We start from the raw sequence: 15,911 nt of genomic DNA, 5'->3' as shown, positions 1-15,911 counted from the left end.
GGCCGGGCGCGGGGGCAAGCCGGCATCGGACGGTCTTGAGGGCAGTCTGCCGGATCAGCGGGTCTCGGTCACCTTGCGCAGGTATTGCGGCTGGTCGGGATCGCGCCCGCGCGCCAGGGCCAGCGCGGGCGCGGCGACATAGAAGCTCTGGATCGCGCAGAGCGGATCCAGCAACGGCTGCCCCGCCGGCACCAGCGGCAACTCCACCGGACCACCCGCATCATCCGTGCCAGCCGGCGCCGCCAGCAGCACGCGCGCGCCGCGTGCGCGCATCTCGGCGGCCAGCGCCAGCAGCCCGCGCTGCTCCGCCCCGCGCGGCGCGAACACCAGCAACGGGTAGCCGCTACCGATAATCTCCATCGGGCCGTGCCGCACTTCGGCGCCGGAAAAAGCTTCGGCCTGGATGCCGGCGGTTTCCTTGAGCTTGAGCGCGGCCTCCTGCGCGATCGCCAGCCCGGCACCGCGGCCAATCACCATCATGCGCTGCGCGCCGCGCAGCGCCGGCACCAGCGCCGACCAGTCCTGCGCCGCTGCCGCGGCCAGCACGTCGGGCAGGCCGCGGCAGGCATCGAGCAACGCGCGCCCGCCGCCGCGCGCCGCCTCGAGCTGCCCGACCAGCAGCGCCGACATCGACAACATGGCGATATAGCTCTTGGTCGCGGCCACGCTATGCTCGGTGCCGGCCAGCAGCGGCAACGCATGCGCGCACGCCTGCGCCAGCGGCGACGCGGGCGCGTTGACCAGCGCCACGGTGGCGGCGGCGCCGGCGCGCAGCGCCTGCATGGTCTCGACCAGGTCCGGGCTGCGGCCCGACTGCGAGAACGCCACCGCCAGTTGCCCGGCGACGCGCAGCGCGCTGTCGTGCAGCGTCACCGTCGACATCGGCAGCGACGCCACCGGCACGCCCAGCCGGCGCGTGACCAGCGCGGCGAAATAGCTGGCGGCGTGGTCCGAGCTGCCGCGCGCCACGGTCAGTACCGCAGGCCAGTCATGCGCGGCCAGTTGCGCGGCCAGCGCCGCCACGCGCGGTGCGTCGGCCAGCTGCGCGGCCACCACGCCGGGCGCGCTCAGGGCTTCTTCAAGCATTCGCGACACAGCATTCTCCTTCGACATAAACAGTGCGCACCGACAGCGCGCGGTCCAGCACCACCACGTCGGCCCAGCAGCCCTCGGCCAGCATGCCGCGATCGGCGCTGCCGAGGTACTGCGCCGGATACAGCGATACGCGCCGCGACGCATCGGCCAGGTCCAGCCCGATCGAGACGAAGTTGCGCAGCGCCTGGTCCATGGTCAGCACGCTGCCGGCCAGCGTGCCGTCGGCCAGCCGTACGCTGCCATGGGCCTTGTAGACAGTCTGGCTGCCGAGGTGGTACGTGCCGTCGGGCATGCCCGCAGCGGCGGTGGCATCGGTGACCGCGTACAAGCGCGGAATCGCGCGCAGCGCGGCGCGGATGGCGCCGGGATGCACGTGCAGCAGGTCCGGGATCAGCTCGGCGAACTCGGCATGCGCCAGCGCCGCCGCGACCACGCCGGGCGCGCGGTGCCGCATCGGCGTCATCGCGTTGAACAGGTGGGTGAAGCCGCTGGCGCCGGCATCGAGCGCGGCCACCGCGTCTTCATAGGTGCCCAGGGTGTGGCCCAGCTGCACGCGCACGCCGCGCGCGGCCAGCTGGCGAATGATGTCGAGATGGCCCGGCAGCTCCGGCGCCAGCGTCACCACCTTCAGCGGCGCCGCCTCCAGGTATTGCGCCAGTTCTGCCGGCGTGGCGATGACCGAGGTGTCCGGCTGCGCGCCGAGCTTGCCCGGGTTAATGTACGGTCCTTCCAGGTGTACGCCCAGCAGCCGCGCCGCGCCGGCCGGACGCCCGGCACAGGCGCGGCCCAGCGCCTGCACGGCGGGCAGCAGTGCCGCGTGCGGCGCGGTCATGGTGCTGCCGAGCAGGCTGGTGGTGCCGAAGCGCACATGCGCGCGCAGGATCACCGGCACCGCAGCCTCGCCGTCCATGAAGTCCTTGCCGCCGCCGCCGTGGTTAAGCAGGTCGACAAACCCGGGCAACACGTACGGGGCATCGTTGCCAGCGGGCGTGACCGGCACGCCCTCGATGCGCGCGATGCGTCCGTCCGCGCCAGCATGGATCTCGCCGAAGACCCAGCCGGTCGGCGTCAGGATGTTTCCCTTCATGGCAATGCTCTCCAAATCATCGGCTGCCGCACCCGGCCACCGTCAGAACAGGTGGATGATGCCGGCATAGGCACCCTGCTGGTTCGCCCCCGCGCGCGGCATGGTGTCGGGCGAGGCCTCCACAGAAAACGTGGCGTTGTGCGAGTTGAATACCGAGGCAACTGTGCCGTACAGCGAGGTGCGCTTCGACAAGTCATACTTTGCGCCCAGTGTGACCAGCGTGCCATGCCCGCCGCCCCGGTTCAGGGTGGCGTAGTAGATACCGGACAGCAGCGTCAGCGCCGGCAGCGCGCGATAGTTGGCGCCTACCCATGCCATCTGGCTGCGCGTGGCGGCATACGGGTTCTCCGGCGTGGCCACGGTGCCGTCCGACGACACGCTCAGGTTGTAGCCGGCAAACAGGCGCAGGTCGTTGAGCGCATAGCTGCCGCCCAGCGTGTACTGGCGCGAGTTGACGTAGAGGTTGTCCATGCGGCCCTGGGCGTCGCGCAGTTCTTCGTAGATGCCGGCCAGGCTGAGGTTGCCCTGCGTGTATTTGACCGCCGCGCTCAGTTGCCTGCCGCGGTTGAAGCTGCCCGCCACGCCGTCGCTGCCCGCCTGCGCGCGCACGCTCAGCCCGCCCCAGGTGGGCGAGTTATAGGTCACGGCATTGGGGCGCGAGCCCCAGTTGCGGCCATAGACCAGCGTGGCGATCGAACTGGCCTGCAGGCCCATCGGGTCGAGCGCGCCGCTTTCATCGTCGGTCAGGCTCATGGCGCGGCCCAGCAGCAGCGCACCCCAGTCGTTGCCGGCCAGCCCCACCTGCGCACGGCGCCCGAACAGCGGATCGGAGCGTCCGGTGCCGGAGCTGACCATGCCCTCCAGATTGAACACGCCGCGCAGGCCGCCGCCCAGGTCCTCGGCGCCGCGCAGGCCCCAGAAGCTGACGCCGTACTGGTTGCTGCCGAAGCGCAGGGTGTCGGCATCGCCGCCGGGGCGGGCGATGCCGTTGACATAGTCGAGGCCGGCCACGGCGCGGCCATACAGTGTGATGCCGGTGCCGGCGGCCTGCGCGCAGGCGCTGCCGGCCGACGCCGCGAGCAGCGTCGTCAATGCAATGCGTTTCACGATCAATGGCTCCTGGATAGGCAATCGGACTCCACCGGCACGGCAGTCATGGCTGCCGCTGTCGCTTGCTGGCCGGTGGCAGGATCGACCGCAGCGCGGCTGCGGCGGCGGGGGTCAGTCGGGCCGGGCTTGCAGGGCACGCCGGAGCGCGGCCTCGTAGCTGTCTGCCGCATGGCCGAAGGCGATATGCGCGGTGTCGTCGCTGGTCCACATCAGCGGGCTGCCGGCCAGGCGAGCGGCCTGCGCCCGGGCGCGCTCGCGCACCACCACGCGCAGCCGCGTCAGCGCCACCACGCTGACGGCGGCGATATTGGCAGGGCCGCCAAGGGCGTCGATCCACCAGTCGGGATCGAAGCTGCCGGCCACGGCCGGATCCGGCACGGCCTGCTGCAGCGCCGCGCGGATCTCGCCCGCGACCTGCTCGGCTTGCGGGCCGAGCACCACCTGCACCACGTTGGGCGCGCGCTTGAGCACGCCGCGCACGCCCAGCGCCTTGAGCCGCGGCTCGGACACTGCGCCAATATCGGCCACGCTCAGCCGCAGCCGCGTGGTGCAGGCATCGACCACGACCAGGTTGGCGGCCCCGCCGAGCGCCTCGACATAGCGTTGCGCCACGCTGCCCGCGGCAGGCTGCGCGGCGTCGCCGGTGGGCGCCACGGGCGCGGCGTCGTCGCGGCCTGGCGTCGGCAGGTTGAAGCGGCGGATAACGACGCGGAACAGGCCGTAATAGACCAGCGCGTAAGCCAACCCCAGCGGCAGTGCCAGCCAGCCGCGGCTGGACAGGCCATAGCCCAGCACGTAGTCGATCGCGCCCGCCGAGAAGGTGAAGCCCAGCCGGATGCCGAGCAGGTGGCACAGCGCCATCGACAGGCCGGTCATCAGCGCGTGCAGGCCGTAAAGCACCGGCGCCAGAAACATGAAGCTGAATTCGATCGGCTCGGTGATGCCGGTCAGGAACGAGGTCAGCGCCATCGAGAACAGCATGCCGCCCACCAGTGCGCGCCGCGGCCGCGGGGTCTCGTGGTACATTGCCAGGCAGGCCGCGGGCAGCCCGAACATCATCACCGGGAAGAAGCCGGTCATGAACAGGCCCGCGCCGGGATCGCCGGCAAAGTAGCGGTGCAAGTCGCCAGCTACCATCGCGCCGGTGGCGGAGTCGGCATAGTTGCCGAACACGAACCACGCCAGCGTATTGATCAGGTGGTGCAGGCCGGTCACCAGCAGCAGCCGGTTCAGCAGCCCGAACACGAACGCGCCGGCCGAGCCCGCGGTGGTCAGCCAGGCCCCGGCCACGTTGATGCCGGCCTGCACCGGCGCCCAGGCAAAGGCCAGCATGATGCCCAGCAGCAGGCAGGCCAGCGCGGTGACGATGGGCACGAAGCGCTTGCCGGCAAAGAAGCCCAGATAGGGCGGCAAGGTGACGCCGCGGTAGCGGTTGTAGAGCCCGCCTGCGACCGCGCCGGCGACGATGCCGGCCAGCACGCCCATGTCGAGCGACTTGTCGACGGTCTTCATCACCGTGGTCAGCACCAGGTAGCCGATCGCGCCGGCCAGCGCCGCGGCGCCATTGTTGTCGCGGGCAAAGCCCACTGCCACGCCGATGGCGAACAGTAGCGCGAGGTTGGCAAAGACGGCGTTGCCGGCCTCGGCCATCACCGTGATGCCGAACACGTCGGGCTGCCCCAGGCGCAGCAGCAGGCCAGCCACCGGCAGCACGGCGATCGGCAGCATCAGCGTGGCGCCCAGGCGTTGCACCCTGGGCAATAAATCGATCTTCATTGACGGTCTCCTCGAAGCGGTGCGCGCATGGCGCGTGGGTCAGGCGCGGCGCTCACGCCGGCCAGTAGCGGCGACACGCCTCGCGCACCGCTGCGGCCGACGCCAGCTGCAGCAGTTCGGGCGCGCGTTGCCGGCAGTCGGCGTGCGAGAGCGTGCGCACCCGCGCCTTGGTAGCCGGCACCAGTCCGGCGTCGACCGACAGCTCGGTCACGCCCAGCCCCAGCAGCACCGGCACCGCCAGCGCATCGCCCGCGAGCGCGCCGCATACGCCGACCCAGCGCCCGTGGCGCGCCGCGCCCTCGGTGGTGGCGGCAATCAGGCGCAGCACCGCGGGATGCAGCGCGTCCATGCGCGCCGCCAGTGCGGGCTGGCAGCGGTCCATGGCCAGCGTGTACTGGGTCAGGTCGTTGGTGCCGATCGAAAAAAAGTCGGCGTGCGCGGCCAGTTGCTCGGCGAGCAGCGCGGCGGCCGGCACTTCGATCATCACGCCGACCTCGATGCCGGCATCGGCACCGGCTTCAGCGGCCAGCGCGCGGATGCGCGTGCGCCAGTGCAGCAGTTCGCCGACCTCGCTGACCATCGGTAGCAGGATGCGCAGCCGCGCCTGCGCCCGCACTGCCAGCAGGCCGCGCAGCTGGTCGTCCAGCAGTTGCGGGCAGGCTTGCGCCAGGCGCACCCCGCGCAGGCCCAGCGCGGGGTTGTCCTCGGGGGGCAGGCGCAGCCAGGCGGCGTCCTTGTCGGCGCCGATATCCAGCGTGCGCACGATCGCGCTGCGGCCGTCCAGCGCGTCGGCGATGGCCTGGCAGCGGGCGGTGTGGTCCCCGACCGTGGGCGCGGCGGCGCCGTGCAGGAACAGCAGCTCGGTGCGCAGCAGGCCCACCGCGTCGGCGCCTTGTGCGACGGCATGGCGGGCGTCGTCGACGCTGCCGATATTGGCCGCCACTTCGATGCGCACGCCATCGCGCGTGCAGGCCGCGGTGTGTGCGGCGCGCAGGTCGGCCTGGCGCTGCTGCGCGCGCAGCGCGACCGTGCTGGCGGCGGCGGCCAGCAGGTCGGCATCGGGGTCGGCATACAGGCGCGCATTGTCGCCGTCGGCGATGACCGGCGTGCCATCCGGCCACTGCTCCAGCGCACCGCCGAGCGCCACCAGGCACGGGATGCCGAGCTGGCGCGCCATGATGGCGGCGTGCGCGGTGGGGCCGCCGCGCACCATCACCAGCGCGGCCACGCGGTTGCGGTCCAGCCCGGTCAGGTCGGATGGGGTGAATTCGTCGGCAGCGAGCACCACGGATTGCGCGCCGTCCGCAAGGGGTACGCCGGCCGCTGCATGGACAGCGCCATGGCTCCCCGCCAGCGCGCGCAGCACGCGCTTGCCGAGGTCGAGCACGTCGGCGGCACGGTCGGCGGCGCGGCGGTCGACCATGGCGGACAGCGTCGCGGCTTCGGCGCGGGTGGCTTCGCGCCAGGCAAAGCCCGCACTCTTGCCGGCATCGATCAGGGCAGCGGCCGCCTGCCGCAGCGCCGGGTCTTCCAGCAGCGCGCGGTGCATGGCGAAAATGCCGGCCTCGGCGGGGGCCCGGCGCGCCTCGGCGGCCGCGCTGTCGTGCGCCAGTTGGGCATCGACCGCAACCAGCGCGGCACGCAGGGCGGCGCGCTCTGCGTCCACGCCCTGGCCGGCCTGGTCCGGATCCGGCGCCGTGTCGCGCCACCAGTGCAACGGGCCGATGGCGAGGCCCGGCGCAGCGGCCACGCCGGCGATGCAGCCAGGTGGCAGTTCTCCGCCCGGCGCAACCGGCGCCGCGCCTACGGGGAACACGGCGTGCGCTTCGCCGGCATCGGTGCGCTGCAGCTCGCGCGCCACCGCATCCAGCGCGGCGTCGGCATCGCGCCCGCTGGCGGCCAGTTCCACCGTGGCGCCTTCGTCGGCGGACAGCGCCAGCAGCGCCACCAGGCTCGCCAGGCTGGCCTGGCGACCGCCATAGTGCAGCGTCACCGTGGCATCCAGCCCTTGCATGGCCGCGCGCGCGCGTGCGGCCGGCCGCGCATGCAGGCCGCCGGCACAGGCCAGCGTGACCGTGCGCCGCCGCGTGGCCGCCGCGTGGGTGACATCGGCGACATCGGCTTGCGGAGCCGGCGTTGCAGCTGGCGCCGCGCCCACTGCGCCTGCCACCCGCACCTGCAGCACCACGGTGCGGCCCGCCTCGGCCAGGCCGGCGTCGGTGCGGTCGGCAACGGCGAAGGCATTGCCGTTGGCAACCGCCATCACCGTCACCAGGCTGCGTGCCTGCCGCGCCACGCGGTCGGCATCGAAGCGGATCAACGGGTCGCCCTGGCGCACCGCGGTCCCCTGCGCCACGCACGGCGTAAAACCGTCGCCGCGCAGCGACACGGTGTCGATACCGACATGCAGCAGCACCTGCGCGCCGCACGGCGCCTGCAGCGTCAGCGCATGCCCGGTCGCCGCCAGGTGCAGCACCACGCCGTCGCAAGGGGCCACTAGGGTATCGCCTAACGGATCGATGGCCACGCCCTCGCCGAACAAGCCCTCGGCGAAGACGGGATCGGGCACCGCCGCAAGCGGCAGCAGCACGCCGCGCAACGGCGCCAGCAGCAACAGGGTTTCGCTCGTCTCAGCCATTCTGCTTCCAGGGTGCGCGGCGGCCAGTGCGGAATGCGGCGGCGCCAGAGTCAGGGGAAAGATAAACGGCTCAAGACAACAAACATACCAGTGTAAACCACTATGATTAAGATGTATTAAATTGGTATGCATAGAGCACGCGACCGCAGTATCACACGCCGACCTCGCACCAAAGTTTGATTGAGCACATAACCCGCTTGCATTTCGGCATTTTCTGGAATGCCGATGGCGGCGCGAGGCTTCCTCATTGGCGCGACCTCTGCAATACCAATTGAGGGAGATCCTGCGCATGACGGCCGCATCACCTTCTACGCCCGATTTCCGCGAGAGGCCGGAAGATGTCCTAAAGTGGTATCATCGGCACCAAGTTTTGGTACCTACGAGGAGTCGCATGGATCAACGGCTGCAGGCTCTCAAGCCGGACGAGGCGGACGCCACGCCGATCTACCTGCAGGTGGCGCGCAAGCTCACCGCCGCCATCCAGGCGGGGCAATGGCGGGTGGGCGATGCGCTGCCGTCAGAGCGCACGCTGGTCGATTCGCTGGGGATTTCGCGCGTCACCGCGCGGCATGCGCTGCAGGTGCTGGCCGACGAAGGCACCATCACGCGCAACCGCGGCGCGGGCACCTTTATCGCCCCGCGCGCCGAGCCCAGGACGGCGCGCCTGGACAACTTCAGCGAGCTGGCGCGCCGGCGCGGCATGACGCCGGCGAGCGAGCTGGTGGGATTCGAGCGGCGCCGCGCCACCGCGCAGGAATGCGCGGAACTGGCCCTGCCCGAGGGCGACGAGATCGTCAGGCTGACACGGCTGCGCAAGGCCGACGGGCAGATCTACTGGATGGATGTGACCACGCTGGCGCTGGCCGTGCTGCCCGACGCCAGCGCTATCGGCGAATCGCTTTACGCTTACCTGGAGCGGATCGGCAAGCCGGTGCTGCGCGTCACCGAGACGCTGCGCGCGGTCGTCGCCACCGCGGAACTGGCCGCGCGCCTGGGCATCGAGCCGGGCGAGCCGCTGCTGCATATCCGCCGCACCGGCTACACCCATGGCGACAAGCCGGTCGAACTGACCGACGCCTACTGCCTGAACGATTTCTACGAACTGAAGCAATAGCGACCGGCGGCGGCCACGGGCGGCTCCACCGGCGGCGGGGGCGGGTCTTCTTCTGGCGGCAGCGGCAGGTCGGGGGGCACGCCCGGCGATGGCGGCTCGTCCGCCGGGGGCACGGTATGGCGCGGCTGCAGGCGCACACCGGCGATGGAGTTCAGCAAGGCGGGCATGCGGGGTCTCCGTGGCGGGGCTTCCTCCTCATTGAAGCAAACCCCGCCCGCCCGCGCTAGTGCGGATCCGGCGCCGGTCAGGCGTGCTGGCGGCGCACGAAGAACAGTGCCGCGCCCACCGCCATCAGCACGCTGCCGAAAAACCGGTTCTGCCACAGCACCGCGCGCGCATTGCGGAACAGCCCCTGCATGCGCGACGCCAGCAGCGCGTAGCCATGCATCACCACCAGGTCGACGCAGCACATGGTGGCCGCCAGGATCGCCAGTTGCAGCGCCAGCGGCCGGTTCGGGTCGATGAACTGCGGCAGCACCGCGACCATGAAGATGATGCCCTTGGGATTGGTCACGTTGGTCAGCAGGCCGGTGGCAAAGCGCCGGCGCCGGCTCATCACGGCCACCCGCACGGGGCCGCCGTCCTGCGCGGCACTGGCGTCCACCCGCGCACGCCATTGCTGGATGCCGAGATAGATCAGGTACAGCGCGCCGATGGTCTTGACCACCAGGAAGGCCTGCTCCGAGGCCAGCAACAGCGCGCCCAGGCCGCCGCCGGCCACCAGCAGCACGATCACCAGCCCGGCCTGCAGGCCGAAGATGGTGGTGGTGGTCCGGCGCAGCCCGTACGACAGGCCATGGCTCATCGACAGCACCGCACCCGACCCCGGCGACACCGCGATCACCCAGCACGCGGCGAAATAGGCCAACCAGACTTCCCAACGCATTTCGATTCTCCTTTGACGGCAACCATGCCGGGCGGCGCACTGCGCGCCGGCACCTGTGATTCATTGCGGCGCCGCGGCGCCTCAGAGCGGGTGGAACCCGCCCAGGAACTGCTCCACCTGCTCGCCCTGGCGCGCGTCGCGCGCGGCCTCGCCAGATTCCAATACCACGGCCTGGAAGGCGCGCGTGCCCACCGCCACCAGGCGCGCGCTGAGCCGGCGCGGCGACTGGTCCTGCGGCGACACGCCGCTGGCCTGCAGCTCCAGTCCGGCCAGCGGGCGGCCCGGCCGGTCCGCGCTCATGATGGTGACCGGCCGCGTGCGCGGCTCGCCCGACAGCGTGCCCAGGTTGGCCAGCAGGCCGGCCTGCATCGCCGCCAGGGCCTCGCGCCGCAGCGCTTCGTCGTCTGCTGGCAGGGTCACCACGCCGACAGCGAAGAGCGTGTCGTCGACGCGCGCGGCCTCCATCGTCATCGGCAGCTTGCGCCCGGCAATGATCACGTCGCGCGCGGCGCTGGTGGGCTTGCCGGGATAGAGCGCGGCGTAGCCGCCCTCGCCCGACTGGATGGTGCGCCAGTCATAGCGCGGCGAACAGGCGCACAGGGCCAGCGCAAGCAGCGCGGCGCAGCATGTCAGGGACCAGCGGGGCGCGGCAGCAGGGCTCGGCGGGGGCGGCAGGGGACGCATGGGAAAACGGGGCGGAAGCACAGGCTCGGGACGGCGCGCGCGGGCGCGATCGCCGGCGCGCGGAAGCCGGTATTATCCCGGAAGCCGCGCGCCAGTGCTTGCCGCGCCGCCTGTCCCACCTGTGCCGCCCCGCGAACCGCCATGCCTGCCTCCCGCCTCGCCCGAACTGCTGCCGCCAGCACCCGTCTGCACTGGCTGGCCGCGGGCGCGCTGCTGGCGGCCATGGCCGGCGTGTCCGCCGCCAGCCCGCCGCACCTGCCGCCGGCCACTGACCTCGCCGCCCACGGCGCCGACGCCGCGCGCCGGGGCGAGCCGCTGGTGGTGCTGGTGTCGATGCCGGGCTGCGGCTATTGCGACGCGGTGCGCCGCAATTACCTGGGCCCGCAGGCGGCCGCCGGCGAGATCGCCGTGCGCGAACTCGACATGACCGCCGACACCCCGCTGCGCGATGCCGACGGCAGCCACACCACCGCGCGCGCCTGGGCCCGCGCGCACCAGATCAGGGTGGCGCCGACGGTGCTGTTCCTGGACCGCCAGGGCCGCGCCGCCGCCAGCCCGCTGCGCGGCATGCAGCCCGACTTCTACGGCGCCTACCTGGAACAGGCGCTGGCGCAGGCGCGCGCCGCGGTCGCCGCGCGCAAGTGACGCAAGGGTTCCAGCGCATCACCGCAAGGCGGTACCGCACAGCACGCGAACGCCTGCCGCATTAGAATGTCCCACTGCTGACCGCCCTGCCCGGTCCTCCGTGCCCTAACGAAACGGCTCCAGCCGGATTCCCATGACCACTACCCCCGCCTCCAAGACCTCCCGCAAGCCCTGGCCCATCGTCGCCGCCGTGGTGGTGCTGGCGCTGCTGGGCTGGTTCGGCTACCGCGCGCTGTCGCCATCCGGTACCGCGCCGGCCGCCACCTTCACGCTGCTGTCCGGCGAAAAGGTCAGCACCGCCGACCTCAAGGGCAAGGTCTACCTGGTCAACTTCTGGGCCACCAGCTGCGCCACCTGCATCAAGGAGATGCCGGACATGGTCAAGACCTACGAACAGTTCAAGGGCAAGGGGCTGGAATTCGTCGCGGTGGCGATGAACTACGACCCGCCCATGTACGTGATGAACTTCGCCAAGACGCGCGGGCTGCCGTTCAAGGTGGCGATGGACAGCGACGGCAGCGCGGCCAAGGCCTTCGGCAACGTGGGCCTGACGCCGACCACCTTCGTGATCGACAAGGAAGGCCGCATCCTGAAGCGCTACGTCGGCGAGCCCGAGTGGGACGCGCTGCACAAGCTGCTCGACGGCGCGCTGGCAAAGTCCGCGTAACTTCCGCGCTGCGAACAGACGACAAAAGGTGCTCATCGAGCACCTTTTTTTCTTTCCTGACGCGATCCTGCGCGCGGCGGGTTGCGCGGGCGGGCTGTATGGATATACAGTTGGCGCCAGCCTTTGCCCAGCCCTTCCCCGGCCTTTCCTCAGCCTTTCGATCGCCCCCGCCCGTGACCCTGGACCTTGCCCCCGCCGCCGCAGCCCCCGATGCTGCCGCACCTGACACCGCAGCGCTCCCCACCTACCTGTCCCGGCTCAACCCGGAGCAGCGCGCCGCGGTCGAGCACGGCAGCGAGGCACCGTTGCTGATCATCGCCGGCGCCGGCTCGGGCAAGACCAATACGCTGGCGCACCGGGTCGCGCACCTGGTGCTGGGCGGCGCCGATCCGCGCCGCATCCTGCTGCTGACGTTCTCGCGGCGCGCCGCCGCCGAGATGGGCCGGCGCGTCGAGCGCATCGTCGACCAGGCGCTCGGCACCAGCACCGGCGCGGGGCGCGCGGCGCTGCAGTGGTCCGGCACCTTCCACGCCATCGGCGCGCGGCTGCTGCGCGAATATGCCGAGACCCTGGGCCTGTCCCCCGCCTTCACCATCAGCGACCGCGGCGATTCCGCCGACCTGATGCACGTGGTGCGCCACGACCTGGGGCAGTCCGAGACCGCCAGCCGCTTCCCGAAGAAGGAAACCTGCCTGTCTATCTATTCGCGCGTGGTCAACACCCAGGCACCGCTGGAAGACGTGCTCAGGCAGCAGTTCCCCCGCTATGCGATGTGGGCCGACGCGCTGCGCACACTGTTCGCCGGTTATGTCGAGGCCAAGCAGAAGCAGCACGTGCTCGATTACGACGACCTGCTGCTGTACTGGGCCCAGGCCATGGCCGAGCCCACCATCGCGCAGGACATGGGCGCGCGCTTCGACCATATCCTGGTCGACGAATACCAGGACACCAACGCGCTGCAGGCGTCGATCCTGCTGGGATTGCGGCCCGATGGCCGCGGCCTGACCGTGGTCGGCGACGACGCCCAGTCGATCTACGCCTTCCGCGGCGCCACCGTGCGCAATATCCTCGATTTCCCCGCGCGGTTCACGCCACCGGCGCAGCAGGTCACGCTGTCGCAGAACTACCGCTCGACCCAGCCGATCCTGCAGGCCGCCAACGCGGTGATCGGCCTCGCTGCCGAGCGCTATACCAAGGACCTGTGGTCCGAGCGCCAGTCAGCCGAGAAACCCGGCGTGATCGTGGTCAACGACGAGGCCGACCAGGCCCGTTTCGTGGTCGAGCAGGTGCTGGCGCGGCGCGAGGCCGGCCTGGCGCTGATGGCGCAGGCGGTGCTGTTCCGCGCCGCCGACCACAGCGCGCAGGTGGAGATCGAGCTGGCGCGGCGCAATATCCCGTTCGTGAAGTTCGGCGGCCTCAAGTTCCTGGAATCGACCCACGTCAAGGATGTGCTGGCGGTGGTGCGCTGGCTGGAGAACCCGCGCGACCGCATGGCCGGCTTCCGCACGCTGCAGCTGCTGCCGGGCATCGGCCCCAAGACCGCGGCACGCGTGCTCGATGCCATGGCGCTGACGACCGAGCCGCTGTTCTCGCTGCAGGAATTCGAACCGCCGCCGGCCGCCGCGCCCGCGTGGGCCGACCTGCTGGGGCTGGCGCGCGCGCTGATGGCGCCGACCTCGCCGTGGCCGTCGGAATTCGAGCAGGTGCTGGCCTGGTACGCGCCGCACCTCGAACGCCTGCACGACGATGCCGCCGCGCGCCAGGCCGACCTGCAGCAACTGGAGCGCATCGCCGCCACCTATGGCGCGCGCGAGCGCTTCCTGACCGAGCTGACGCTGGACCCGCCCAGCGCCTCCAGCGATGAATCCGGCGTGCCCTCTCGCGACGAGGACTACCTGATCCTGTCGACCATCCATTCGGCCAAGGGCCAGGAGTGGAAGGCGGTCTATGTACTGAATGCCGTCGACGGCTGCATGCCGAGCGACCTGGCCACGGGCACCACCGAAGAGATCGAGGAAGAGCGGCGGCTGCTGTATGTGGCGATGACGCGGGCCAAGGACCATCTCGACGTCATCGTGCCGCAGCGGTTCTATGTGCACCAGCAGGTGGGCTACGGCGACCGGCATGTGTATGCGTCGCGCACGCGGTTTTTGCCGAACAAGGTGATGCCCAACTTCTACAGCCGTTCGTGGCCACCGCCGCCGATGCCGGGGGAAGGGCCGGTCAAGCCCGCGTTGGCGCCGGTGGACCTGGCTGGGCGGATGCGGAATATGTGGCGGTGAGGTTCAACGCCCCCGCGCTGTGCTCCCCTCTCCCGCGCGCGGGAGAGGGGTTGGGGGAGAGGGCCGGCGTGTGGCAAGCATGAGGCGCCTCACTTCGTGGGGGCTCCTGCCCTCTCCCCCGCCCCTCTCCCGCAAGCGGGAGAGGGGAGAAAACAAGCAGTCGGCCTAAGGCCCTCACCGCTCATTAGTCTTCTGCTCAGGCCACCTTCTCCAGCAGCAACCCCTTCAGGTACTCTCCTTCCGGAAACGCCGCCAGCATCGGATGATCCGTGCCCGCCGACAGCCTGCGCAGGATGCGCGCATCCGCCCGCGCATCGGTCACCGCGCCGGCGACGATCTTCTGGAACAGCTCCATGCTGATCGCCCCGGAGCATGAGTACGTGAACAGCAGCCCGCCCGGGCGCAGCAGTTGCGTGCCGACCAGGTTGATTTCCTTGTATGCGCGCGCGGCGCGGTCGATATGCTGCGCCGACGGCGCGAACTTGGGCGGGTCCAGCACGATCAGGTCGAACTGGCGGCCCTCGGCGCGGAATTCGCGCAGCGTCTTGAACACGTCAGCGTCGAGCCAGGCCGCGCGCTCGGGATCGAAGCCGTTCAGCGTCACGTTGCCCGCGGCGATCTTCAGCGCCTCGCCCGACGAATCGATCGACGTCACCGCTTTGGCCCCGCCACGCAGCGCGGCCAGCGAGAAGCCGCCGGTATAGCAGAAGCAGTTCAGCACCTCGCGCCCTTCGGCGAGATCGCCGACCAGCTTGCGGTTGTCGCGCTGGTCGACATAGAAGCCGGTCTTGTGTCCGTTGCGCACGTCGACGTAATAACGCACGCCGTGCTCGGTGACCGACAGCGCCGGATCGGGCTCTGCGCCGGCGAGCACACCGGTCACCAGTTCCAGCCCTTCGCGCTGGCGCACCGCGGCGTCGGAGCGCTCATAGACGTTGGGGCAGCCGGTCTCCTTGACCAGCGCCTGCACGATCGCGGTCTTCCAGTGCTCGACCCCCGCCGAGTTGAACTGGCACACCAGCTGGCCCGCTGCGCCGTTGCCGTAGTAGTCGACGATCAGGCCGGGCAGCCGGTCCGATTCGCCGAAGATCAGCCGCACCGCGTCGCTGTCTTGCACCCACTGGCGCCGGTAGGCAATGGCCGCGGCCACGCGGCGCTTGAACAGCGCGTGGTCGACCGGCTCGTTCTCGTCGAAGGTCCACACGCGCGCGCGGATCTGCGATTCGGGGCTGTAGGCGGCCTTGGCCAGGAAGCGGCCGTCGGCGGCGCGCACGATCACGGTGGCGCCCGGCTCGCAGCGGCCTTCGGTGGTGGCGATGCCTGTGGCATAGATCCACGGGTGGCGGCGCAGCAGGGATTTTTCCTTGCCGGGTTTCAGGGTGATGGTGTTCATGTTGGTATGGGGAAGGAAGCATGCCGCGCCCCGTTGCGCTTTACACGCTGCGGGAGTGGCTCCCCTCTCCCGCGCGCGGGAGAGGGGTTGGGGGTGAGGGCGGGAGCATCAACGCAGTGACGGGCGTCGACATTGCCAACGCCTGCCCTCACCCCCGCCCCTCTCCCGCAAGCGGGAGAGGGGAGCAAACAATCGGGATAGAAAGGCTTACAGCAGCCTGCGTTACAGCACCACCTTCACCATCGGATGCGAAGTCAGCGCCCGGTACAGGTCGTCCAGCTGCTCGCGGCTGGTGACCCACACCGTCACGGTCAGGCCCAGGTAGTTGCCCTTGCTCGACGGGCGCATTTCCATCTTGCCGGCGTGGAAGTCCGGGTCGAACTCCTGCACCAGCGCGACGATGGCTTCGGCAAAGCCGTCCTGCATCGCGCCCATCACCTTGATCGGGAAATGGCTCGGGTATTCGATCAGCGACTGTTCCGGCGGGATCGCGCCGGGCTTGTTGCCGCTGCCTTGGTTGTCGGTCGTCATCTC

14 protein-coding genes are annotated in these 15,911 nt (G+C 70.7%); 4 read left to right on the top strand and 10 right to left on the bottom strand.

Going from position 1 to position 15,911, the window contains the following annotated elements:
- Window positions 1-54 precede the first annotated feature (54 nt).
- From ACEI37_RS12385 to ptsP, 5 genes are all read right to left on the bottom strand, one after another.
- A complete protein-coding gene (locus ACEI37_RS12385; RefSeq protein ID WP_373379136.1) occupies window positions 55-1,086 on the bottom strand; it encodes an SIS domain-containing protein in 1,032 nt (343 codons plus the stop codon).
- The gene (gene nagA, locus ACEI37_RS12380; RefSeq protein WP_373379135.1) at window positions 1,079-2,182 is read right to left on the bottom strand and encodes an N-acetylglucosamine-6-phosphate deacetylase; all 1,104 of its coding nucleotides are present in this window, start codon (window positions 2,180-2,182) and stop codon (window positions 1,079-1,081) included. The genes ACEI37_RS12385 and nagA overlap by 8 nt, the downstream gene beginning before the upstream one ends.
- A 42-nt stretch (window positions 2,183-2,224) precedes the next feature.
- A complete protein-coding gene (locus tag ACEI37_RS12375) occupies window positions 2,225-3,289 on the bottom strand; it encodes a porin (protein WP_373379134.1) in 1,065 nt (354 codons plus the stop codon).
- Window positions 3,290-3,403: 114 nt separating this feature from the next.
- On the bottom strand, window positions 3,404-5,068 hold the full coding sequence (nagE, locus tag ACEI37_RS12370) for an N-acetylglucosamine-specific PTS transporter subunit IIBC (RefSeq protein WP_373379133.1): 1,665 nt from the start codon (window positions 5,066-5,068) through the stop codon (window positions 3,404-3,406).
- A gap of 52 nt (window positions 5,069-5,120) precedes the next feature.
- Window positions 5,121-7,706 (bottom strand): phosphoenolpyruvate--protein phosphotransferase, encoded by a 2,586-nt coding sequence (gene ptsP, locus ACEI37_RS12365; protein ID WP_373379132.1) that lies wholly within the window; start codon window positions 7,704-7,706, stop codon window positions 5,121-5,123.
- A gap of 391 nt (window positions 7,707-8,097) precedes the next feature.
- Between ptsP and ACEI37_RS12360 the strand changes: the two genes are divergently transcribed.
- Window positions 8,098-8,820, top strand: coding sequence for a GntR family transcriptional regulator (locus ACEI37_RS12360; protein WP_116294147.1), 723 nt, complete (start codon window positions 8,098-8,100; stop codon window positions 8,818-8,820).
- Here ACEI37_RS12360 and ACEI37_RS12355 read toward each other — a convergent pair.
- The 3 genes from ACEI37_RS12355 to ACEI37_RS12345 form a co-directional block, all read right to left on the bottom strand.
- Window positions 8,802-8,987 (bottom strand): hypothetical protein, encoded by a 186-nt coding sequence (locus ACEI37_RS12355; protein WP_373379131.1) that lies wholly within the window; start codon window positions 8,985-8,987, stop codon window positions 8,802-8,804. The two genes, ACEI37_RS12360 and ACEI37_RS12355, sit on opposite strands and share 19 nt — an antisense overlap.
- Window positions 8,988-9,064: 77 nt before the next feature.
- Window positions 9,065-9,706, bottom strand: a complete 642-nt coding sequence (locus ACEI37_RS12350) for a LysE family transporter (protein ID WP_373379130.1) — start codon at window positions 9,704-9,706, stop codon at window positions 9,065-9,067.
- 81 nt (window positions 9,707-9,787) lie between these two features.
- The gene (locus ACEI37_RS12345; RefSeq protein ID WP_373379129.1) at window positions 9,788-10,390 is read right to left on the bottom strand and encodes a hypothetical protein; all 603 of its coding nucleotides are present in this window, start codon (window positions 10,388-10,390) and stop codon (window positions 9,788-9,790) included.
- A 141-nt stretch (window positions 10,391-10,531) separates the two neighbouring features.
- Here ACEI37_RS12345 and ACEI37_RS12340 point away from each other — a divergent pair, with 141 nt between their 5' ends.
- From ACEI37_RS12340 to ACEI37_RS12330, 3 genes are all read left to right on the top strand, one after another.
- Complete coding sequence (locus ACEI37_RS12340; protein WP_373379128.1) at window positions 10,532-11,035, top strand: thioredoxin fold domain-containing protein; 504 nt, start codon at window positions 10,532-10,534, stop codon at window positions 11,033-11,035.
- Window positions 11,036-11,168: 133 nt separating this feature from the next.
- Window positions 11,169-11,702 (top strand): TlpA disulfide reductase family protein, encoded by a 534-nt coding sequence (locus ACEI37_RS12335; RefSeq protein ID WP_116335989.1) that lies wholly within the window; start codon window positions 11,169-11,171, stop codon window positions 11,700-11,702.
- 173 nt (window positions 11,703-11,875) lie between these two features.
- Window positions 11,876-13,984, top strand: a complete 2,109-nt coding sequence (locus tag ACEI37_RS12330; protein WP_373379127.1) for an ATP-dependent helicase — start codon at window positions 11,876-11,878, stop codon at window positions 13,982-13,984.
- Between the two features lie 196 nt (window positions 13,985-14,180).
- Here the strand turns inward: ACEI37_RS12330 and ACEI37_RS12325 are convergent, their stop codons facing one another.
- Both ACEI37_RS12325 and ACEI37_RS12320 read right to left on the bottom strand, forming a co-directional pair.
- Window positions 14,181-15,377 carry a class I SAM-dependent rRNA methyltransferase gene (locus ACEI37_RS12325; protein ID WP_373379126.1) on the bottom strand — a complete coding sequence of 399 codons (1,197 nt, stop codon included), beginning with the start codon at window positions 15,375-15,377 and terminating at the stop codon, window positions 14,181-14,183.
- 222 nt (window positions 15,378-15,599) lie between these two features.
- Window positions 15,600-15,908: a YbeD family protein gene (locus ACEI37_RS12320; RefSeq protein WP_252681914.1), complete on the bottom strand. Its 309-nt coding sequence runs from the start codon at window positions 15,906-15,908 to the stop codon at window positions 15,600-15,602.
- Between the last annotated feature and the right edge of the window lie 3 nt (window positions 15,909-15,911).

The sequence above is a fragment of the Cupriavidus nantongensis genome, assembly GCF_041726985.1.
GTDB classification, from domain to species: domain Bacteria; phylum Pseudomonadota; class Gammaproteobacteria; order Burkholderiales; family Burkholderiaceae; genus Cupriavidus; species Cupriavidus nantongensis_A.
The sequence above is the reverse complement of the archived record's forward strand: the minus strand, read 5'-3'. Positions and strand labels throughout refer to the sequence as shown.

Excerpts from the sequence above, each read along its gene's own strand:
- ACEI37_RS12385 (WP_373379136.1), bottom strand. The coding sequence starts at position 1,086 with ATGCTTGAAGAAGCCCTGAGCGCGCCCGGCGTGGTGGCCGCGCAGCTG.
- nagA (WP_373379135.1), bottom strand. The coding sequence starts at position 2,182 with ATGAAGGGAAACATCCTGACGCCGACCGGCTGGGTCTTCGGCGAGATC.
- nagE (WP_373379133.1), bottom strand. The coding sequence starts at position 5,068 with ATGAAGATCGATTTATTGCCCAGGGTGCAACGCCTGGGCGCCACGCTG.
- ptsP (WP_373379132.1), bottom strand. The coding sequence starts at position 7,706 with ATGGCTGAGACGAGCGAAACCCTGTTGCTGCTGGCGCCGTTGCGCGGC.
- ACEI37_RS12360 (WP_116294147.1), top strand. The coding sequence starts at position 8,098 with ATGGATCAACGGCTGCAGGCTCTCAAGCCGGACGAGGCGGACGCCACG.
- ACEI37_RS12355 (WP_373379131.1), bottom strand. The coding sequence starts at position 8,987 with ATGCCCGCCTTGCTGAACTCCATCGCCGGTGTGCGCCTGCAGCCGCGC.
- ACEI37_RS12350 (WP_373379130.1), bottom strand. The coding sequence starts at position 9,706 with ATGCGTTGGGAAGTCTGGTTGGCCTATTTCGCCGCGTGCTGGGTGATC.
- ACEI37_RS12345 (WP_373379129.1), bottom strand. The coding sequence starts at position 10,390 with ATGCGTCCCCTGCCGCCCCCGCCGAGCCCTGCTGCCGCGCCCCGCTGG.
- ACEI37_RS12340 (WP_373379128.1), top strand. The coding sequence starts at position 10,532 with ATGCCTGCCTCCCGCCTCGCCCGAACTGCTGCCGCCAGCACCCGTCTG.
- ACEI37_RS12335 (WP_116335989.1), top strand. The coding sequence starts at position 11,169 with ATGACCACTACCCCCGCCTCCAAGACCTCCCGCAAGCCCTGGCCCATC.
- ACEI37_RS12325 (WP_373379126.1), bottom strand. The coding sequence starts at position 15,377 with ATGAACACCATCACCCTGAAACCCGGCAAGGAAAAATCCCTGCTGCGC.
- ACEI37_RS12320 (WP_252681914.1), bottom strand. The coding sequence starts at position 15,908 with ATGACGACCGACAACCAAGGCAGCGGCAACAAGCCCGGCGCGATCCCG.